Here is a 19,599-nt window from a genome sequence, read left to right as displayed (position 1 = left end):
GTTCAGCTCTGTTTTACCTTTTTGAACTCCTCAATCAGCAGCGGTACTACCTGAAAGAGATCACCAACAATGCCATAGTCTGCAACTTTGAAGATATTGGCTTCCGGGTCCTTATTGATGGCGACGATGCATTTTGAATTAATCATACCCACAAGATGCTGGATGGCACCGGAGATACCGCAGGCGATGTAAAGGGAGGGTGCAACCGTCTTGCCGGTCTGACCGACCTGAAACTGGTGATCGCGCCAGCCCGCATCAACTGCGGCGCGGGAGGCGCCGACGGCGGCGTTGAGCACCGCTGCCAGCTCTTCCAGCAGAGCGTAATTTTCCGGTCCCTTCATACCCCGGCCACCGGAGATTACTATATCTGCTTCGGTCAGCTCCACGGTTTTGAGCACGGTTTTTACAACATCCGCAACCCGGGTGCGGAGTTCACCGGGAGTTAACTGGGCGGCAACAATAGTGCCGTTACCGGGTTTCTCTTCAGCTGGTCCAACTGCCCGGGGCCGGATGCTGATTACGAGCGGACGGGCATCAGGTGCCCGGACGGTAGCCAGTGCCTTACCCGCATATATTGGCCGGGTGGCGATCAGCGTCCCGTTCTGATCAAACTCAACTGCGGTGCAATCGGGTAACAGTGCGGTTTCCAGACGAGCGGCAAGGGTGGCAGCCAGATCCTTCCCGTTTGCGCTGGCGCTGAATACGACGGTCTCGGGCTGATACTGCTTCACTAACTGGGTGAGAATATCCGCATAGCCCTCAGGAGTATAGTGCTCAAGTGCCGGATTATCAACTACCAGAACTGAACTGACCCCGAACTTCACAACCTCCTGACCCAGCGGTTGAACGCCATTCCCCAGAATTACCGCACTCAACTGGGTCTGACGGGTTTCAGCTATCTTGTAACCAACCAGCAATACCTCATAGGCAACTTTTCTCAGACTGCCTTCACGTTGCTCACAGAATACCAGAACCATGTTTTTCCTCCTAAGGCAATTTCATCAGCGTTAGCTGCTGAAGTTTAATTCCCGTTAGTCATAAGTCAAGAATTTTCCCTATTTTTCACTTGACGGTGTTGAACCGGTAATTAGAATAAATCTGGTGATAGTTCAGGGTCCGAAGGCGAATGGTCTGGGTGAAAGAATGCGCCGGGCAATATCGGCCGGGCGGAGCAGGTCCTACTGGGTATGGGTTGCTGTTCTGGGAGGAGCTGCAGTGCTTCTGGTGTTCATTTTCGGGTGGGGTCGCTCGAAGACACCGCCAATAAAATTTCAACTTTCCGGGCCGAAACCCGACTTTACAATTATGGAGGTTCAGGAAATGCCCGCAGGCAGACAGGACTGGTTGACAGTGAAGGCGCTGGCAGATTCGGGTATGACGCTTCAGGAGTTACAGCGGGTATTCGACTGGATAATTGCGGAGATGCTTGATGACTATCACCGGCTAAAGAGGCGTCAGCTCAGGGTAATCTGGGTCTATCTTTACAATCAGCCAGACCTCAGACCTGCCTACTGGCGGGCGATGGCGGTCTATGCTGATCCCCGCCTTCTCGTAACACAGCTCCCGGATGCCGCCCGCCTCGGTGGCGATGCGGTCAAAATCGGCGCTGTCACCTACGACTTCATTAACCCGCTGACCGCAGGAGGAGAATGATGCGAAAACTGGTGGTCACTCTGATCCTCGGGATCGCGCTTGCTTGTGCAGATATCGGCGTCGGGGTCCGGGCGTCAGTTGTCAGCTTCACCGACCTCCAGCATCAGCTCAACCAGTTCAACCGGGAATGGGGTGGAAACCGCAACATTCAGGTAAACCCTCCGCTCTGGGGCATGGAACTATTCGCCCTTGGCGCCACCGGACCTGCACACTTCGGTGCCGGCGGTGGACTTGCCTTCCGTTCCCTTTCCTGCGACTCCATCGGGGCAGAACTGGCAGGAATGCACGCCGGTCTCAAAACCGGTTACCCGCTGCCTCTCACCTCATTTCTCACCGTGGAGCCCGGACTTGGCATCGGCATCAACAGTCTCTTCCTGATCATGCATTCACTTGAGCCGGGCATGAGCAACTTCAACCGCTGGCTTTTCGCCTGGGACTTCAACATCCACCCCGGTGTACTGGCTCGGGTTCAATTCCGGGTTGGTGCCGGGACAATGCTGGGCTTTTATGTCAGGGGAGGGTATGCTCTGCCGATTGGAATTCCACAGCACTACGGCAGTCTCTCTGATCTAAACATATCGCTTCGGGGCTGGGCAATTGACTCCGGGCTGATATTCGGCAGAACCGCCCCCCGGCCCTTCCGCATCTGATTTCAGGGAGGTGGCAAATGCTCAGATTGCGGTCAATAATAGTTATAACTCCATTACTGCTGATTTCCATCGCCTGGGCTTTCCAGCAGGACACCGCTCCGGGCTGGCTCGGGGTGGTGATTGAGGAACTGAGCCCGGCGATGCGGGTGGCACTCGGAATTGACCATGGGGTCCTGGTCAGTCAGGTGATTGAAGACAGCCCGGCGGACCGGGCGGGCTTGAGAATGGGCGATGTAATCCTTGCACTCGATCGCATCCCCATTGACAACACCATGCAACTTCAGGAACTGATCCGTCCGCGTGCGGGAGAGCAGGTGGCGATTACCTGTCTCCGTCGTCAGCGGAAAATGACTCTGCCTGTTCATCTCGGGACCAGGGTTTGTCGACCTCAGCCCCCGGAACTCCTGCCCCGAGAGCTCCAGCGTGCCCTCCGCGGGATCTGGCACCGCCTCTGGACTGACCGCGACCTCTACCAGGAGACACTTGATTCACTCCGGCTTCAGCTTGAAGAACTGATGCGTCAGTTACAGAAACTTCAGCGTCAGCTCGACGAACGCCGGTAAGCCTTTACTCCTTGAGTCGCGGGCTCCAAGTCGGGGAAAAGGCACCGCCGGTTCTGGTAACCTGCCGTTGATTGGTGCCATTCCAGTCCATCGTCCAGATCTCCCAGCTTCCGGTCCGGTTGGAGGCAAATGCCAGATGCAGACCGTCCGGAGACCAGCACGGCTCCTCATTATTTCCCTGCCAGGTCAGCTGGAGGTAAGTATCGCCGAGGATATTAGTAACACAGATCTGATTGGAGCCATCAGGCTGGCGCTGAACAAAGGCGATCAGATCTCCTTTTGGCGACCAGACCGGCGAGGTGTTATACGAACCGGAAAATGTCAGCCGGTGCAGATCAGTGCCGTCAACATTCACAATGTAAATCTGAGGCGAGCCGGTCCGATCGGACACAAATGCGAGCTGCCTGCCATTCGGTGCCCAGGTGGGGGAGATGTCAATTCCCGGATGGGTCGTGAGACGGCGTAAATTTCTACCATTGATGTCCATCAGATAGATCTCCGAGTTGCCTTCAAACGACATTGACAGAGCAACGGTCTTCCCGTCCGGGGAGATTGCCGGTGTCGTGTTTAGTCCCCGGCGGTCGGACAAAAGAAAAACCTTCTTCGTGGCAAGCTCCAGCAGATAGCAGTTCAGCGCACTTGCGCCATACGAGCAGTAGGCGATCCGGCTGCCGTCCGGGCTCCAGTCCGGAAAAAGCTTCAGTCCGCCCGAGCCGGTCAGCATCTCCTGATTGGCGCCGTCATAATCCACCACCGCCAGCTCCTTATTCCCTGAAGCGACCAGCCGGGAGAATGCGATCCGGGTACAGCTGATGCCCTCCTCGCCGGTGAGCAGTTTGATCACCTCGTCCGCCATCTGATGGGCAAGCCAGCGCCAGTCCGGTTTCAGGCTGTATGCCTTGCCGGCGATGAGCCGCGAGCTGGCAAGGTCATAAAGCCGGAGGTTCACTTGGGGGTTGCCCCGCCGGGGTTGATAATCACCACAGACGAGGACCTGGGCGCCGGTGCTTGCCCAGCCCTTAAGATCCGGTTTCTTCGGATCGGTGGAAAAGTTATACACCTTTCCAGACTCCGGCTCCTCAAATGTAAAATACAGTGAAAAACGCAAATCGGCGGTGAATACCTCCTGAATCTGGCGGATCAGCCGGGCGGTATCCGGCTTGGTCCCCTTCGGCACGGTAAAGTCAGCGATCACCAGTGCGAGCCGCCGGCGCGAACCGGAAAGCGTCAGCTTGAGCCACAGCTCATCCGCGGTGATCGGTGATCGGTTAATCGTATCCGGTAACTGCCCGGCAAGCACCAGCCACGAGCAGACAAGCGCGATGAAGTTCATTCTGTGATTATAAATTTCAGCATCCGGAAAATCAAGCAGGAAATTGCTGAGATGATACGATTTTACTTGACAGACAAATGTGCAAGTTTACTATTACTTGTCAGGTCAAAAAAGGAGGTACGAATGGCCTGCATGAAGCGGACTGCAAAAAAGACCGCGAAGAAAACCGTCAAGAAGACGGCGAAAAAGAAGAAGTAAGAATCGCTGTCATTACGGAAGGGGGCTTCAATGCCCCCTTCAATTTTATGCAGGTTCTTTTCCAGCGCTTTCGGACACATCCACTCCTTGACAATCTGATAGTTCACCTGAAACCGGATTTGCCGCTGCGGATCACCCACCTCCCGCCCCCGGTTCAGATACTGCTTGCCGGCTTTTTTGCCCGGCGGCTCGAACGGGTGGTGGTTCTGATCGTCCCCGCTGAGCCGGACGCGGAAATTCTGACCGCCGATGCCCGGGCGATTTTCCCGGAACTTTCAGTTCTTCATTTCCGTCCCGATGACCCGGCGGTGCTCAGCCGGCTGCAGACACTTTATGGTCCCGCACTCCTGATTGCTTCCGAACCGGCACTGGAGGCACCGGCGCCCGCATGGAATTTCCAGGACTGTCAACGGCAACTCGAGCGTGGCAGTGAGCTGAATTTTGAGACGCTGATCGGCTGGCTGGAAGATCACGGCTTTGAGCGGATGGACATGGTAACCGAGCCGGGCGAGTATGCGTCAAGAGGCGGAATAATTGATCTCTTCCCGGATGATGCCCTGCTGCCGGTCCGGCTGGAACTGGCGGACAATACCCTGGTCTCAATCCGCACCTTTGACCCCCTGACTCAGCGTTCCTGCCAGCAACTGGACCGGATGGTGCTCAATGCCCGCCAGGTAAAATCATTTACCCTTCAGCCGTCAGTCATCCTTCTGCCTCCGGGTGTGCTTTTCATTGGCGGGGAACGGGTTACCGCCGTCCGGCCGCAGGTGGTGATGGTCGGGCAGGTGCCGGATGCAGTTGATCTCGGCTACCTGCCGGCGCCGGTATATTGCGGAAATTTTCAGCTCTTGCGCCAGGAGATTACCGCCGGCAACCGGCACTGGACGATTATCGCGGTCTCCGAACATCACCGGCACCGGCTGGAAAAACTTCTTGGTGAGGGGCCGGACTATCTCGTCGGCGGACTGAGCAGCGGCTTTACCAGCGAAGGTCAGCGCTGGACGGTACTCACCGAACGCGAGCTCTACGGAACACCGGTCCGGCATCTGCACCGGCGCCGGTTCCGTGGTGTTCCGGTTGACAATCTTTTGACTTTAAAGCCGGGCGATTATGTTGTGCACATTGATTACGGGATCGGCAGATTTACCGGGGTCCGGCGGATGGATAGCGGGAGCGGACAGAAGGACTATCTGGTAGTCGAGTATCAGGATAATGCGCGGGTTTATGTGCCGGTGGACAATCTGGGATTGATTGACCGGTATATCGGCAGCGATGATTCCCCACCGCAACTGGACCGGCTTGGGGGCACGGGCTGGCTTCGGGCAAAGGCACGGGCGGAAAGGGCGAGCGCCGAATATGCGCAGGCGCTTCTGGAAAACCGGGCACGGCGGCTAATGGTCCGGAGTGAGCCACTGCCGGTGGATCCGGCACTGCTTGCGGAACTGGAGGCATCATTTCCCTATGAGGAGACCCCGGATCAGCTGCAGGCGCTGGAGGCAATCCGGCAGGATTTAACCCGCGGTCAGCCGATGGACCGGCTGGTCTGTGGCGATGTCGGATTCGGCAAAACGGAGATTGCACTCCGCGCCGCCTTTCAGGTGGCAATTAACTGCCGGCAGGTGGCACTCCTCGTTCCCACGACCGTTCTCTGCTATCAGCACTGGCGCACCTTCCGCTCCCGGCTGGAGCGCTTCCCCCTGCGGATTGAAATGCTTTCCCGCTTTACCCCCCGCTCCCGGCAGGAGGAGATTATCCGGGGGTTGAAACTGGGTCTGGTGGACATTGTCATCGGCACCCATCAACTCCTCGCCCCGGGCATTCAGTTCAAAAACCTCGGGCTGCTGATCGTCGACGAAGAACACCGTTTCGGGGTGCGCCAGAAGGAAAGGCTGCGTCAGCTCCGGGCGGATGTGAATGTCCTGGCCCTGAGTGCTACGCCCATTCCCCGCACCCTCTATATGGCGCTCTCCCGGCTGATTGACATCTCACCGATCCACACACCGCCGCCGGGCAGAAGGGAAGTCCGGACCGAAATTGCTGAATGGGATGATGAACTGATCCGGATTTATGTTTACCGGGAGCTTAACCGTCAGGGGCAGATTTTCTTCGTCCACAACGAGATTGAGACCCTGGGTCAGATTGAGAAACGGCTCCGGTGCATCCTGCCTGAGGTCCAGCTCCGGGTGGCGCACGGCAGAATGACCAGCCGGAAACTGGCGGACATCTATCTTGATTTTGCTGGGGGAAAGTTTCCGCTCCTGCTTTCTACCGCCATCATCGAGTCCGGTCTTGACCTGCCCAATGTCAATACACTGATTGTCAACCGGGCAGAGCGGTTCGGGCTGGCTGATCTCCATCAGCTCCGGGGTAGGGTGGGCAGATCAACCGAACAGGCATATGCGCTGTTCCTGGTTTCCTCCCGGCAGGATCTGACACCGTCAGCGCGTCAGCGCCTGGGAGCACTGCTTGCCTATTCCGAGCCCGGTGCGGGTTACCGGCTGGCAATGCGGGATCTGGAAATCAGGGGTGTCGGCAATCTGCTCGGCACCGAACAGCATGGCCATGTTGTCCGGATCGGGCTCAACCTTTATCAGCGTCTGCTGAACGCGGCGCTTGCCCGACTGCAGGGCGAAACGCTGCCGGTTGAGCCCCGGCTCAAACTTGATGTTACCGCCTATATTCCGGAAAGTTATATTCCGGACGGACTCCAGCGGCTGGCACTCTACAAGCGACTGCTGAGTCTGGAGACATTGGCGGAACTGGCGGACCTGAAGGCGGAACTCCTGGACCGGTTTGGAAAATATCCCTCCCCGGTGGAAAATCTTCTGCAGGTGGCGCAGGTCCGGCTCTTGTGTCGTCAGAAACAGGTGCTGGCGGTCAGCATGGAGGCGGGCAGAATCACACTGACCCTGCCGGAAAAGAGTCTGACGCTGAACGGCGGATTATCCGAACTGCTTCAGTTCTTGCACCAGTTCCGGGGCTAATCCTGCAATCTCAATCCGGCGTCCGCCGGCAACGACCTCCAGCCGGATGCGGATTGTAGCCGCGGGCAGGAGCGGCTCCGCTCGTTCTGCCCATTCAATGAGACAGATTCCGTCTGAGCACAGATAGGATTCGAGTCCGACCGCAGACGCCTCTTCCGTACTATTCAACCGGTAAAGATCAATGTGATAGACCGGGATCCGGCCGGCATATTCGGTAATGATCACAAAAGAAGGACTGCGGACCGGTTCCCTTACCCCCAGACCCCGGGCAATACCCTTGATCAGCGTGGTCTTGCCACTGCCCAGCTCGCCATAGAGGGCGACCACCGCACCCGGCTTCAGCAACTGTGCCAGCCGTTCGCCGAGCAGAATCGTCGATTCCGCGTTTCCGGTTTCAAACTGCAACTGCCGTCAACCCCTTCAGACCAGCTCAAGGCTCATTGCCACCGCCTCACCACCGCCGAGGCAGATCGCTGCCAGTCCGCGCCTCAGCCCGCGGTGCTTGAGGGCATAAATCAGTGTTACCAGTATCCGGGCACCGGAACAGCCGATCGGATGTCCCAGGGCAATTGCCCCGCCATTGACATTCACCCGGCTTTCGTCCAGCCCCAGCTCCTGAGCATCAGCCAGGACCTGGGCGGCAAACGCCTCGTTGACTTCAATCAGATCAAAGTAATCCAGCTCCACGCCCTGAATCTCCAGCAGTTTCCTCACCGCCTTGACCGGTGCATAGAACAGCATTTTCGGTTCAACACTGCCGGTGGCATAGGCGACGATCCGGGCTACCCGCTTCAGCCCCCGGTTCTTGACAAAATCACCGCTGGCGATCACCAGCGCCGCGGCACCATCATTAATTGAAGAGGCGTTACCTGCAGTTACCGTGCCATCCCTGCTGAACACCGGTTTCAGCCCGGCAAGTTTCTCCAGGGTAGTGTCGGCACGCGGTCCCTCATCGGTGTCAATCACCACCGGTTCCCCCTTTTTCTGCGGGATCGAAACCGGAATGATTTCAGCCTTGAACCTGCCCTCCCGGATCGCCGCTACCGCATTCTGGTGGGAGCGGAGTGCCCAGCGGTCCTGTGCCTCCCGGGAGATACTGGAGTTTCTGGCGGTAAAGTCTGCCAGCTCGCCCATATGGACATCACCGAAATAGTCCCAGATTCCGTCATAAATCATACCGTCCTGGAGCTGGGCATGGCCCATCTTGTTACCCTGACGCAGGGTTTTCAGATAATAAGGCACATTGGACATCGATTCCTGTCCGCCGGCAACGATGATTCGGGCATCCCCGGCTTTGATCTGCTGACAGGCAAGCGCCACAGCAATCATTCCTGACCCACACACCTTGTTTACCGTCAGCGCCGGTACCTCTACCGGCACACCGCTGATCACCGCTGCCTGACGCGCCGGTGCCTGGCCGATTCCGGCCGGGCAGACATTGCCCATGATTACGCCGTCAATTTCAGCGGGCTTCACCTCAGCCCGTTCAATCGCCGCCCGGATTGCAACCGCGCCCAGCTCCGGCGCGCGCAGCGCTGCCAGTCCGCCCAGAAATCTGCCGATCGGGGTGCGGGCAGCACCAATGATATAGGTTTCCTTTGCCAGACCGATGGTCATTTGCTCACTCCTTTCCTTTTTTCCAGTCCGGATTCCGTTTCTCTAAAAATGCCCGGGTGCCCTCTGCCGGCTCACCGCTGGCAAAACAGACTCCGAACGCCTCAATCTCATAGGCACAGCCGGTCTGCAGGTCAGTATCCAGCCCGTGATTGATACAGGCTTTGGCAAGCCGGACTGCTGCCGGGCCCCGGCTGGCAATCCGCTCCGCAACTTCCGCTGCCACTGATAGCAGCTCCTCCGGTTTCACCACCCGGTTCACCAGACCGATCCGCCACGCTTCAGCTGCATCAACCGGCTCACCGCTGAATATCAGCTCTTTGGCGATTCCGGGACCGACCAGCCGTGCCAGCCGCTGAGTGCCGCCAAAACCGGGGATCAGTCCGAGGTTTACCTCCGGCTGTCCGATCTTTGCGCCTTCAACCATAATTCTGAGATCACAGGCGAGTGCCAGTTCACAGCCACCCCCGAGGGCAAATCCGTTGATTGCGGCGATCACCACCTTTTCAATCCGGGCGATCTTGTCAAGACACCGGTGGCCCTGCTGGGCGAACCGCCGTGCCGCCAGCGCTGAGAAGCCGGACATCTCAGCGATGTCGGCACCGGCAATGAACACCTTGCCCTGCCCAGTCAGTATGATCACCAGGATTTCAGGTTTTTTTGCCAGTTCATCGAACAGCTGCTCAATTTCCAGGACCATTTCGGTATTGAGGGCGTTCACCGGCGGCCGGTTGAATCTGACCCAGCACACCGGCGGCTTTTCCTCCACAAGCAGATATCTGAACTCCATTCCGCCTCCTGTTCTTTCTTCAATATATTCTCAGCCGGCGTCGGGTCAAGGATGACTGGAGTTGCAGGAATGAGATTGCTAACCGCTGAGCGGTAAGCCGGCGGGAAATTGGCAGTGCAGGTGAACAGGAGTGCTCTGGTCCTGTCAGGCAGGTGAGGTGGTCCGGGTTTGCTGACTGTAACACCGGGAGGAGCGATGGCGGTCAGTGTCTGTCCGGCTGGCTTCCGGTGAGGCAGGAGAACTGCTGTCAGGGTAGCCGGGGGCTAGCCCCCCTTGACTTTCCTTGATTCAGGCTCTGGCGGGCAACTGTCTGTAAAAATGTCAGTTATGGAATTTGCTTCATCTGCCGGCAGGGGTAGCGGCAGCACCGGATTATCTGTCACTACCACGGAGGTCCTGCTCGGCGACGCCAGTTTTGATTGCGGTCCGGTGTTGTTTATAATAAGGTAATGAAAGTGACCCCAGACAGTGATCAGCGGCTGCTGATACTGGTGAATGAGCAGGTTACCAGGTTGTGTCAGGAGCGAGATGGGATCAGGCTGATGGAGGTGTGCGGGACACATACGATGGCAATTTCCGCCTCCGGTATCCGGCGGGCGGTTGATCCCCGGCTGAAACTGCTCTCCGGTCCGGGCTGTCCGGTGTGTGTGACCACGGATGCGGAAATTGATACCGCGCGCCAGCTGGCAGAACGCCAGGGGCTGGCATTGGTTACATTCGGCGATATGATCCGGGTGCCGGGGTCGCTCGGTTCACTGGCAGAGGCGAAGGCAGAGGGTGCGGACATCCGCGTGGTTTATTCACCTCAGGACGGGTTAAAGATGGCAATGGCGGAGCCGGAAAAGGAGTTTGTATTCCTGGGGGTGGGGTTCGAAACGACCGCTCCCACCGTGGCGGCAACGGTGCTGGCGGCAGCGGAGCGCAGGGTGGAGAATTTTTCGGTTCTGACGATGTTCAAGCTGATCCCACCGGCGCTGGAGTTCATCGCCTCGGCAAAAAAGATGAAGATTGACGGTTTCATCCTTCCGGGTCATGTATCGACCATAATCGGCTCCCAGCCTTATGAGTTTCTGGTGGAGCGATTCGGTCTGCCGTGCTGTATTACCGGTTTTGAGCCGGCAGATATTCTTGAGGGAATCCTTCTGCTGCTGGAACAGCTGGAACACGGTCCCGGTCTGGCAATTCAGTACCGGCGGAGTGTCAGACCCGAGGGAAACCGGGTTGCCCAGCAGCTGATAAACGATATTTTTGAAGTTACCGATGCCGAGTGGCGGGGGATCGGAAGGATCAGAAATTCGGGCTTGAAGCTGAAACCCGACTGGCAAAAGTTTGATGCCCGGGTCCGGTTTGGACTCCGTTCAGCCCGGTCGAGCAGACCGGCATCCGGTTGCCGGTGTGGTGAGGTGCTCCTGGGACTGATGATACCATCAGAGTGCCGGCTTTTCGGCCGGGTGTGCACACCGGAGACACCCAAGGGTCCGTGCATGGTTTCTTCAGAAGGGGCATGTGCTGCCTATTACCGGTATGAAAGGTAAAAAAGAAGCAGCGGGTAAGATTGCGGTCTATCCCGGAGCATTTCCGGGTAAGGAAGAATCGGAACAGATTGTGCTGGCGCACGGTGCGGGGGGGAGAAAGATGCACCGGCTGATTCAGGAGCTGTTTCTGAGGTATTTCGGTAATCCGGTGCTCAACCGGCTGGAGGATGCGGCTGCGCTCAGACTGCACAGTAATCAGATCTGTTTTACCACCGACTCATATGTTGTGCAACCGCTTTTTTTCCCGGGCGGAGATATCGGAAAACTGGCGGTTGCCGGCACGGTGAATGACCTGGCGGTATGTGGAGCACAACCGGAGTTTATAGCGATCGGCTTTATTCTAAGGGAAGGTGTAAGGATGGCGACAGTTGAGAAAATTTGTAAATCAATCTCGCAAACAGCTAGGAAAGCAGGGGTTAAAATTGTTACCGGGGATACAAAGGTTATTGAGCGTGACACCCAGCAGGTCGAGGAGGGTGTTTATCTCAATGCTTCTGGTGTGGGCAGGAGGCTTGGGGTAAAACTGGGCGCGGAGCGGATCAGGCCCGGAGATGTGATTCTGATTAATGGTGAGATCGGCAGCCACGAGGCAACGGTAGCGCTGGCAAGGGGAACTTACCGGTTGAAGGCGGATTTGAAGAGTGACTGCGCACCCCTGAACCGGCTGATTATGGCGGTGCTGGAGTGGGGCGGGGTCAGGGTGATGCGTGACCCGACTCGGGGCGGGCTGGCAACAACCCTGAATGAGTTTGCGGAAATGTGCGGTCTGGGGCTGATCGTGGATGAACAGGCGGTGCCGGTGTCAATGGCGGTCAGGGGAGTGGCGGAACTTCTGGGACTGGATCCGCTTTATATGGCAAACGAGGGCAAGGTGGTGATCATCTCCGCCCGGCAGCAGGCAGAGGCGATCTTGAAGGTGATGCGCAGTTTTCCTGAAGGAAGAAATGCCCGGGTTATCGGTGAGGTGGCAAAGGCTCCTGCCGGAGTTTGGCTTAAAACCCGCCTGGGTTCACTGCGCCGGCTGCTGATGCTGGAAGGTGAGCAACTGCCCCGAATCTGTTAGCCTTCAGGAAAGGTCGGATATATGGATATGAATGAAAATGTGAATGAGGGACCGGTGGACTTTTACGCCCTTGCCAGGTTTATGGCGATCGAGTCGATTCAGGGTAACAGAATCCGGGGCAGAATTTTTGAACCGGTTAACGAGAATATTGAGAATCTGAAGCAGGTGTTTGCCCGCAACGGTGCGGTGGCATTTTTCGAAAAGGAGGGTGATGGACATGTCGTCAGTTACGGCTATCTGCCCCAAAACCGGCCGGTCCGGCTGTGGGTTAATATTCTTTTGCTGCTTCTGACCATATTTACAACTCTGATTGTGGGCGCCCTGCATGCGGGGAGAAATCCTTTTGCCGGTCCGCTGAATCTTTTAAGTGGCATTCCCTTTTCCTTGGGAATCATTCTGATTTTAGGCAGTCATGAACTGGCACATTATCTGACCGCCCGGGCTTATGGGGTTGATGCCACGCCACCCTATTTTCTGCCCGTGCCGCATCCGATGACCGGTACAATGGGTGCCTTTATCCGTATCCGTTCGCCCGTGCCTTCGCGCAGTGCACTGGTGCGGGTCGGGATTGCGGGACCGCTGACCGGGTTTCTGGTGGCGATTCCGGTTTCGGTAGTCGGGCTGGCACTGTCCCGGGTTCAGCCGGTCCCGGAGAATGCCCCGCTGCTCCGTCTGGGCTCACCGCTGATTTTCGAGCTGATTTCCCGGCTGTTTCACCGTCTGCCCGGACCGGGTTTTGATGTGGTTCTCCATCCGCTTGCCTTTGCCGGCTGGCTCGGCATGTTTGTGACCGCACTCAATCTGCTGCCGGTTGGCCAGCTGGATGGTGGACATATCGCCTATGCGATTTTAGGCCGGCGCTACCGTCTGTTTTCCTTTATTATTATTGGTGCGCTGTTACTGCTCGGGATTTTCTGGCTCGGCTGGCCCTTCTGGGCATTTCTGGCGACAATTTTAGGTCTGAAACATCCGCCCCCGCTGGATAATATTACACCCCTCAACCGGACCGATATCATTCTGGCGCTGGTGGCACTGACGGTTTTTGCTCTGACCTTTACCCCTGCTCCCTTCCCCGGGGCGGGGTTCTGAATTTCTGCTTGACTGGTTGACGGCTGAAAGTAGAATAGCCTGATGCTGCCGGTACTGATCAGAATCGGCAATTTTCAGCTCTACTCCTATGGAGTGATGCTTTTTATCTCGTTTGTGCTGGGGATCATGATTGTTGAACGCCGGGCCCAGCGGTTCGGGGTGGAGCCGAAGAGGATTACCGATCTGGCGCTCTGGGTTTTGCTGGCAGTTGTTCTGGGGTCAAGACTGTTTTATGTTGCCTTTCACTGGGATGAGTTCCGAAATGACCTGGTGGGGATAATCCGGTTCTGGGGTAACCCGCCGGGTCTTTCCGGACTGATGTTTTATGGCGGTTTTTTAGGCGCATTTATCGCCGGGCTGGTCTTTGTCTGGCTGAATCGTCTGCCTCTGTTGAAAATGCTGGATGCGGTGGCACCGGCACTGGTGCTGGGGGAAGGATTTACCAGAATCGGCTGTTTTCTTAACGGCTGCTGTTTTGGCAAGCCGACCACCTGCCCGCTGGGGATGGTTTTTCCTGCCGGTTCAGCCGCGGGTGCCCAGTTTCCCAATCAGACAATTCATCCAACCCAGCTTTACTCCTCATTAGCCGGATTTGTGCTTTTTGGCGTTGCGCTCCTGCTGGAACGGAGAAAACTAAAACCCGGTGTGCTTTTCGGTATAATTCTGCTGCTTTATTCCCTTTTCCGGTTCGGGATTGATTTTGTCCGATATTATGAGGATGCTGCCAATTTCTGGGGTAATCAGGCGGTGGCATTGAGTCTCAGTCTGCTGGGGCTGGTGCTGATAGTCCTTTTATCCCGCAGAAGATGAGTCTTGACGGCTCGATTCTGAGCCGGCTGAAGTTTTTCCTGCAGGCACTCTCAGATTTTGTCTTCCCGCCTGTTTGTTGCGGCTGTGATGAGGAGATTGAGTCCGGGCTGATCTGTGATTCCTGCCGCCTGCTCCTTTTTAACAGTGAACTGGGGGTGTGTCAGCGTTGCGGCCGGCCCTGTCTGCCGGATGAGCAGATATGCGGTTTGTGCGGGCAGGAGTTCTTTCTCAGCCGGGTTCGCGCAGTGGGGCTTTATCAGCCGCCATTTTCCAGCCTGATTCAGAACCTTAAATATCAGGGTAAAACCGGACTGGTACCCATTCTGGGTGGTGCGATGGCACTTCTGGTGCGGCAGGACAGTGAATTAAGCCGGGCGGATGGTATCTGTGCTGTGCCGCTGCATCCGGCACGATTGCGGGAACGGGGGTATAATCAGGCTTATCTCTTGGCACAGGAAGTTGCGGCGATTACCGGTGTGACGCTGCTTGATCCGCTCGTCCGAAGGAAAAATACCCGGAGTCAGATTGAAATGAAGGATGAGACTGCCCGGAAAAGGAATGTGCAGGATGCGTTTGCGGTAAAACCCGGGGTCAGGTTTCAGGGCGAAAGGCTGATTCTCGTTGATGATGTAATGACTACCGGTGCTACAATTTCGGCGGCAGCAGGCAAGTTGCTGGCAGCCGGCGCAGGTGCGGTCATGGGACTGGTGCTGGCAGCGGCACCTGTCCGGAAATAATCCGGAGCAGGCTGTCGCGTTGAGCCCGGAAAAGTGGCAGATAAGCCAGTTTTACTGCGGAGGTCCGGGGCGGATTGATCCGGAGTGGATTTACCGGCGAGCCGTATTTGCGCACCTCGTAGTGGAGATGGGGTCCGGTAGACATTCCGGTTGAGCCAACATAACCGATAATCTGTCCCTGGGATACCGGGGCTTTGGTTCTGATGCCCCGGGCAAAACCGCTGAGGTGTCCATACCGGGTTTCATACCCATCCCGATGCCCGACAATCACCAGTCGGCCATAGCCGTCGGACCAGCCGGCAGAAACAACCCGGCCATCAGCAACACACGCCACCGGAGTGCCGGCGGGAGCAGCATAGTCAATTCCCTGATGCCGTGCCGGGATCCGGCGGATGGGATGGAACCTTCTGCCGAAAAACGAGGTGATCCGGGAGAAGCGGAGGGGTGATTTGAGAAAGATTTTGCGGAGGGATTGACCGTCGAGATTGTAGTATTCGGTGTTGCCCTCCGGATCGGTGAACCGGAACGCATAAAAATCACCGATCATGCCTTTGTAGCGGGCAGCGATGATCGGAGCATAGCCGACCAAAAGCGAATCCACAAATTTCTTTTCCACGAGGATGAAGAACGAATCTCCAGGCTGAGGTTCGGAGAAAAAGTCAATTTCCCAGTCAAAGATTTCGGTAAAGGCGGCGACGAGGCTGATTTTTTCTCCCTGGTCAATGAGTGACTGATAGAGCGAATTTCTGATTGTGCCGGTGATCAGTGTTGGCAGAAGCCGGATGTCTTCGCTGATCAGTGATACCCGGAACGGGTTGGAATCAATTGTGATCTTAAAAATGGAATCGTAGTTACGCCAGTAGCGAATCTGGAATAGCGTCTCCGCACGATAGAGGAGAATCAGGCTGTCCCCGGGGTGAATGGTTTTGAAATTGAAACCGAAGTCGCGCAGGGCAGCAATCGTCTGGTCCGTGATCGCCGCCGGAACACCGGCACGGTTGAATGCAAAAGGTAGAATTTCACCGGGCTGGATTACAAAACTGCGGGTGGTGATGCAGGAGTCCGGCTGATGTCCGGCTGGCAGGGGGTTTGGTTTCCGCGTCCGGAGGAGAAAAAATATTACAGTGGAAATCATGATTATGACCGGTATCAGCAGAAGCCAGGAGGGTCTTTTTCGCCTCACTGCCGATTCCGGTGCCCGTTCCAAGAGGGGACGATAGGGAAGCATGGGAAAATGATAATTGATATTTTTGCCTGTGCAACACAATTGAAATTCAGATTGGAAATAATAATATTAGTAAAATGACCCGCATAATGATGTTGATTTTGGGAGCAGTGCTGTGGGGTTATAGTGCCGGCTTGGGACCGTCAGCAACCGGGTTTACCTTTATGAAAATCGGGGTTGGATCAAGACCGGTGGCACTCGGGCAGGCATTTACCGGAGTGGCGGATGATGTTAACGCGCTGTTCTACAATCCTGCCGGTCTGGCGCTGGACTGTTCCTACGAACTGGGAATCACCGCCTGCCAGATGCTGCAGGGAGTGTCTTATCTAACCGGCGGACTCGCAGTGCCTTTTGCCCGCCGTTTCGGCGCCGGTCTGGCAGGCGGTTTTCTCAGCGCCAGTGACATCCGCCGTGATGAGCTGGGACAGGAGCTGGGCAGTTTTGTGCTGAACGACCTGATTGCCGGTCCCGGATTTGCAGTGCAGCCGTTTCGCAAACTGGCGGTCGGCGGTGCGGGCAAGTTTGTTTACAGCCGGATTGACTCATTCGTTGCCTGGGCGTTATCATTTGATGCCGGTGTTCTTTATCAGCCGGTAAGATATGTAAAGGTCGGTGCCAGCCTGCTGCACCTGGGTCCCCCCCGGCGATTCATCAGTAACTGGGAGTTCCAGCCGGTTAACCTGCGCAGCGGTGTGTCTTTCAAGCTGCCATTTCAGAATAATCATCTGCTGCTGGCAGGAGATGTTTCGCTCTATCCGGATTACGGTCCGGCCGTCGGTGCGGGTGTGGAACTGAAGCTGGATCTGAAGCTGCTGGGCAGTGGTCAGAACAGCCGGCTGTTTCTGCGGGGTGGATACCAGTCCGGCGGAAAACTCGGTGGCTGGTCCGGTTTTTCGTTCGGCACCGGATATGAGACCGTTTTCAGCCCGGGTCTGCTCCTTACGATAGATGCAGTCTATCTTTCCTACGGACTCCTGGGTGATGCGCAGCGGGTTTCGCTGGGAGTGAAATTTGTGCCCAGCGGTCTTCCTAGAAGTTAGTTCCGTCTGAATTGCGGTTTACCACCAGGAAAATGAAGGATGATACCGCCATCGCGGCGGGTGTTAAGGTAGAAGATCTTTTGCGCCGGCAGGATGGATTCAAGGCGTGCCGGGGTCGGATATCTTCCCATGACAATTACATAATCGGGTTTGAGGGAAGAAAACAGTTCCGGCGGGTTACCCTTCCGGCTGCCGTGGTGGGGGGATTTCAGTATGTGAATCCGGGTCGAGCCCGCAGTCTGCTGAAGCAGCGAGACGGATTCGCAGTCGCCGGTGAAAAGCAGGTTTGTGCCTGAATAGCTGATCAGATTAACAATGGAAATCTGATTAGTGGCAGCCAGTCTGCGGCTATAGAGCCAGCAGGAGAGCCGGTCCGGAGCAAGAAAGCAGACCTGAAATCCGAAGCCATGAAGCTCAGCACCTGCGCCGACAGTTTTGATTTCTGTCCCCCGTGTCTGCAGGTATTGGAGCAGGCGCTGGTATCCGGTATCACCACCGAGCACAGGAATAAACAGATGACCAATACTGATTGCCGGATCAAGCCGGAGCAGACCGCCGTAATGGTCCCGGTCAGGATGGGTGGCAATCGCAGCATCCAGGTGCCGGATGTTACGGCTGAGCAGATAGTCACTGAGCACATCAGTCCGGTCAATGCCGGCGTCAATCAGCAGTTTTCTTCCCAAGGTGTCTTCAAGCAGAACGGCATCGCCGGCCCCGGTATCGAGAAAGGTGATCGCTGTCCGGGGTTTGCGAACTGTATGACCTACAACTATCAGGACAAGCCCGAGCAGGCCGGCGATCCGGAACAGGGTGCGAGCCCGGTTATGATGCCAGTTCAGAATTAAAAGCAAAAGTCCGTAATAATACCACACTGCGAGCGCGGGAATTCTGCCCGTAAATACAACTGTCGGGCACAGCAGTTTTCCCAGGGCGGTGATGAGGGTGCGGGTAAGCAGGAGCAGGAGGTGCAGTGTCTGGGCAAGGGTGCCGGCAATTACCGGGCTGAACAGACTGGAGAAAGAAACGAGGAGGGCAAGTGGAATGATCAGGGTTATCAGTGGCAGCACGAGCAGGGTGGCAAGGAATGAAAGGGGTTGAAACCGGTAAAAATAACGGGCGAGGAGGGGAACAGTACCAGCAGTTGCGGCAATGGATACAGCAAGGGGCAAGAGAACGGATTTCCGGATTCTGGCAGTAATGGGGATCTGTCTCAACCAGTTCTGAATTTTCGGGGTAATAGTGATGATTGCAGCAGTAGCAGTAAACGAGAGCTGGGTGCCGATGCTGGAAAGGGTATCCGGATTGAGAATCAGGATGATGATTCCAGCAACTGCAAGACTGGTTAATGATGTGACACGACGTTGGAGGGGAAAACTGAGAAATAACGCCCAGCTCATGATTGCCGCCCGGACCGCAGAGGGTTGCCAGCCGGCGATGCCGGTATAAATCAGAGTAAGCAGCGTGAGCATTGCGAATCGGAGCCAGCCCCGGATGCCCAGCACTGAAAGCAGCAGGTAAATGGCAGTAACTATTACTCCAATATGCAGACCGGAGACGGCAAGCAGATGCCAGAGTCCGGTGCCGGTAAGTGCGCTGCTCAGTTCTTGTGACAGCTCCTTCTTTTCGCCGACCAGCAGGCCGAGGAGGAGGTTGATATCGTATTGGGGGAGATACCGGTGGAAAACATGGATCATGTAACGGCGTGTCGGCATGACAACTCCGTTTAATAACGGATTACCGACGCGGCGACGGATGAGTCTGATTTGACTGTGGCGGGCACTGGCACGGCCAATAATTCCCTGATTTAACAGCTGACGGTTGTAGTCAGGCAGTCCGGGATTACGGGGATAGTTGAGCGGTCTGATCTGTGAATTTATGGAAAGCAGATCTCCATAGCGCAGGCCAGAAATGGAGTCCTGGAGCCGGAGCACAACTTTGCCCGATAGCGGGGATAGAAGTTTCAGGGTGATTTCCGGATGGGCAAGCGGTTCCTGAATCACTATTCCCTGAAAATGACGGAGGTTGTAGATCATTGGAGGAGTTATCGGTGGTTGTGCGGAGTGTCGATAGAGATATGCGGTGCAGAGCAGAACCAGGTAAACTGAAATACCCCGGGTTGCGCGGATAAGGATTAACCCCAGAAAAATAAGCGTCAGGAGCAGCCAGAAGGAGATGTTCACATGTTCTGCGATGAAAAAGCCGGTGGCGATGAGTAGCAGAGCGCATACCGCTGACAGTTTCATTCTGTAAGCCGGTTCCGGCACAAAAAGGATATTTGTCCTTAAGATCGCTGTCAACACGATCAATCGAGATGA

18 protein-coding genes are annotated in these 19,599 nt (G+C 56.2%); 10 read left to right on the top strand and 8 right to left on the bottom strand.

Annotated elements, in window-relative coordinates; all coding sequences use genetic code 11:
* Window positions 1-2 precede the first annotated feature (2 nt).
* A complete protein-coding gene (locus tag ABIK48_07885) occupies window positions 3-977 on the bottom strand; it encodes an electron transfer flavoprotein subunit alpha/FixB family protein (GenBank protein MEO0022075.1) in 975 nt (324 codons plus the stop codon).
* 124 nt (window positions 978-1,101) lie between these two features.
* Between ABIK48_07885 and ABIK48_07880 the strand changes: the two genes are divergently transcribed.
* From ABIK48_07880 to ABIK48_07870, 3 genes are read left to right on the top strand one after another with little or no spacing between them, the layout of a single operon-like run.
* A complete protein-coding gene (locus ABIK48_07880; GenBank protein MEO0022074.1) occupies window positions 1,102-1,653 on the top strand; it encodes a hypothetical protein in 552 nt (183 codons plus the stop codon).
* Window positions 1,650-2,303 carry a hypothetical protein gene (locus ABIK48_07875; GenBank protein ID MEO0022073.1) on the top strand — a complete coding sequence of 218 codons (654 nt, stop codon included), beginning with the start codon at window positions 1,650-1,652 and terminating at the stop codon, window positions 2,301-2,303. Before ABIK48_07880 ends, ABIK48_07875 begins: the two co-directional genes overlap by 4 nt.
* Window positions 2,304-2,320: 17 nt before the next feature.
* The gene (locus ABIK48_07870) at window positions 2,321-2,866 is read left to right on the top strand and encodes a PDZ domain-containing protein (GenBank protein ID MEO0022072.1); all 546 of its coding nucleotides are present in this window, start codon (window positions 2,321-2,323) and stop codon (window positions 2,864-2,866) included.
* 4 nt (window positions 2,867-2,870) lie between these two features.
* Here ABIK48_07870 and tolB read toward each other — a convergent pair whose 3' ends face one another.
* Together tolB and ABIK48_07860 are read right to left on the bottom strand one after the other, a co-directional pair.
* On the bottom strand, window positions 2,871-4,199 hold the full coding sequence (gene tolB, locus ABIK48_07865; GenBank protein ID MEO0022071.1) for a Tol-Pal system beta propeller repeat protein TolB: 1,329 nt from the start codon (window positions 4,197-4,199) through the stop codon (window positions 2,871-2,873).
* Window positions 4,200-4,261: 62 nt separating this feature from the next.
* On the bottom strand, window positions 4,262-4,537 hold the full coding sequence (locus ABIK48_07860; protein ID MEO0022070.1) for a hypothetical protein: 276 nt from the start codon (window positions 4,535-4,537) through the stop codon (window positions 4,262-4,264).
* On the opposite strand from ABIK48_07860, the gene mfd reads away from it, so the two are divergent.
* Window positions 4,517-7,381 (top strand): transcription-repair coupling factor, encoded by a 2,865-nt coding sequence (gene mfd, locus ABIK48_07855; GenBank protein ID MEO0022069.1) that lies wholly within the window; start codon window positions 4,517-4,519, stop codon window positions 7,379-7,381. The two genes, ABIK48_07860 and mfd, sit on opposite strands and share 21 nt — an antisense overlap.
* On the opposite strand, the gene tsaE is transcribed toward mfd, so the two are convergent.
* The 3 genes from tsaE to ABIK48_07840 are packed head-to-tail and all read right to left on the bottom strand — an operon-like array spanning window position 7,340 to window position 9,785.
* Window positions 7,340-7,786 (bottom strand): tRNA (adenosine(37)-N6)-threonylcarbamoyltransferase complex ATPase subunit type 1 TsaE, encoded by a 447-nt coding sequence (gene tsaE, locus ABIK48_07850; GenBank protein MEO0022068.1) that lies wholly within the window; start codon window positions 7,784-7,786, stop codon window positions 7,340-7,342. The two genes, mfd and tsaE, sit on opposite strands and share 42 nt — an antisense overlap.
* A 15-nt stretch (window positions 7,787-7,801) precedes the next feature.
* Window positions 7,802-8,998, bottom strand: coding sequence for an acetyl-CoA C-acetyltransferase (locus tag ABIK48_07845; GenBank protein ID MEO0022067.1), 1,197 nt, complete (start codon window positions 8,996-8,998; stop codon window positions 7,802-7,804).
* 4 nt (window positions 8,999-9,002) lie between these two features.
* Complete coding sequence (locus tag ABIK48_07840) at window positions 9,003-9,785, bottom strand: enoyl-CoA hydratase-related protein (GenBank protein ID MEO0022066.1); 783 nt, start codon at window positions 9,783-9,785, stop codon at window positions 9,003-9,005.
* A 449-nt stretch (window positions 9,786-10,234) separates the two neighbouring features.
* Here ABIK48_07840 and hypD point away from each other — a divergent pair, with 449 nt between their 5' ends.
* From hypD to ABIK48_07815, 5 genes are read left to right on the top strand one after another with little or no spacing between them, the layout of a single operon-like run.
* Entirely contained in the window at window positions 10,235-11,320 is a 1,086-nt protein-coding gene (gene hypD / locus ABIK48_07835) for a hydrogenase formation protein HypD (GenBank protein MEO0022065.1), read from the top strand.
* The gene (gene hypE, locus ABIK48_07830) at window positions 11,310-12,383 is read left to right on the top strand and encodes a hydrogenase expression/formation protein HypE (protein ID MEO0022064.1); all 1,074 of its coding nucleotides are present in this window, start codon (window positions 11,310-11,312) and stop codon (window positions 12,381-12,383) included. The genes hypD and hypE overlap by 11 nt, the downstream gene beginning before the upstream one ends.
* A gap of 27 nt (window positions 12,384-12,410) precedes the next feature.
* Entirely contained in the window at window positions 12,411-13,472 is a 1,062-nt protein-coding gene (locus tag ABIK48_07825; GenBank protein MEO0022063.1) for a site-2 protease family protein, read from the top strand.
* 42 nt (window positions 13,473-13,514) lie between these two features.
* Complete coding sequence (lgt, locus tag ABIK48_07820; GenBank protein ID MEO0022062.1) at window positions 13,515-14,282, top strand: prolipoprotein diacylglyceryl transferase; 768 nt, start codon at window positions 13,515-13,517, stop codon at window positions 14,280-14,282.
* Window positions 14,279-15,019, top strand: a complete 741-nt coding sequence (locus tag ABIK48_07815) for a ComF family protein (protein ID MEO0022061.1) — start codon at window positions 14,279-14,281, stop codon at window positions 15,017-15,019. The genes lgt and ABIK48_07815 overlap by 4 nt, the downstream gene beginning before the upstream one ends.
* Here the strand turns inward: ABIK48_07815 and ABIK48_07810 are convergent.
* Window positions 14,979-16,247 (bottom strand): peptidoglycan DD-metalloendopeptidase family protein, encoded by a 1,269-nt coding sequence (locus tag ABIK48_07810; GenBank protein MEO0022060.1) that lies wholly within the window; start codon window positions 16,245-16,247, stop codon window positions 14,979-14,981. The genes ABIK48_07815 and ABIK48_07810 overlap by 41 nt on opposite strands.
* A 74-nt stretch (window positions 16,248-16,321) precedes the next feature.
* Between ABIK48_07810 and ABIK48_07805 the strand changes: the two genes are divergently transcribed.
* Window positions 16,322-17,284 (top strand): PorV/PorQ family protein, encoded by a 963-nt coding sequence (locus tag ABIK48_07805; GenBank protein ID MEO0022059.1) that lies wholly within the window; start codon window positions 16,322-16,324, stop codon window positions 17,282-17,284.
* On the opposite strand, the gene ABIK48_07800 is transcribed toward ABIK48_07805, so the two are convergent.
* On the bottom strand, window positions 17,281-19,548 hold the full coding sequence (locus ABIK48_07800; GenBank protein MEO0022058.1) for a ComEC/Rec2 family competence protein: 2,268 nt from the start codon (window positions 19,546-19,548) through the stop codon (window positions 17,281-17,283). The two genes, ABIK48_07805 and ABIK48_07800, sit on opposite strands and share 4 nt — an antisense overlap.
* Window positions 19,549-19,599 lie beyond the last annotated feature (51 nt).

It is taken from the genome of candidate division WOR-3 bacterium (assembly GCA_039801085.1).
Classification (GTDB): Bacteria; Hydrothermota; Tepidihabitantia; order Tepidihabitantales; family Tepidihabitantaceae; genus JAOABP01.
The sequence above is the reverse complement of the archived record's forward strand: the minus strand, read 5'-3'. Positions and strand labels throughout refer to the sequence as shown.

Excerpts from the sequence above, each read along its gene's own strand:
- ABIK48_07870 (MEO0022072.1), top strand. The coding sequence starts at position 2,321 with ATGCTCAGATTGCGGTCAATAATAGTTATAACTCCATTACTGCTGATT.
- hypD (MEO0022065.1), top strand. The coding sequence starts at position 10,235 with ATGAAAGTGACCCCAGACAGTGATCAGCGGCTGCTGATACTGGTGAAT.
- hypE (MEO0022064.1), top strand. The coding sequence starts at position 11,310 with ATGAAAGGTAAAAAAGAAGCAGCGGGTAAGATTGCGGTCTATCCCGGA.
- ABIK48_07825 (MEO0022063.1), top strand. The coding sequence starts at position 12,411 with ATGAATGAAAATGTGAATGAGGGACCGGTGGACTTTTACGCCCTTGCC.
- tolB (MEO0022071.1), bottom strand. The coding sequence starts at position 4,199 with ATGAACTTCATCGCGCTTGTCTGCTCGTGGCTGGTGCTTGCCGGGCAG.
- ABIK48_07810 (MEO0022060.1), bottom strand. The coding sequence starts at position 16,247 with ATGCTTCCCTATCGTCCCCTCTTGGAACGGGCACCGGAATCGGCAGTG.
- ABIK48_07875 (MEO0022073.1), top strand. The coding sequence starts at position 1,650 with ATGATGCGAAAACTGGTGGTCACTCTGATCCTCGGGATCGCGCTTGCT.
- ABIK48_07885 (MEO0022075.1), bottom strand. The coding sequence starts at position 977 with ATGGTTCTGGTATTCTGTGAGCAACGTGAAGGCAGTCTGAGAAAAGTT.
- ABIK48_07805 (MEO0022059.1), top strand. The coding sequence starts at position 16,322 with ATGACCCGCATAATGATGTTGATTTTGGGAGCAGTGCTGTGGGGTTAT.
- ABIK48_07845 (MEO0022067.1), bottom strand. The coding sequence starts at position 8,998 with ATGACCATCGGTCTGGCAAAGGAAACCTATATCATTGGTGCTGCCCGC.
- lgt (MEO0022062.1), top strand. The coding sequence starts at position 13,515 with ATGCTGCCGGTACTGATCAGAATCGGCAATTTTCAGCTCTACTCCTAT.
- ABIK48_07840 (MEO0022066.1), bottom strand. The coding sequence starts at position 9,785 with ATGGAGTTCAGATATCTGCTTGTGGAGGAAAAGCCGCCGGTGTGCTGG.
- ABIK48_07815 (MEO0022061.1), top strand. The coding sequence starts at position 14,279 with ATGAGTCTTGACGGCTCGATTCTGAGCCGGCTGAAGTTTTTCCTGCAG.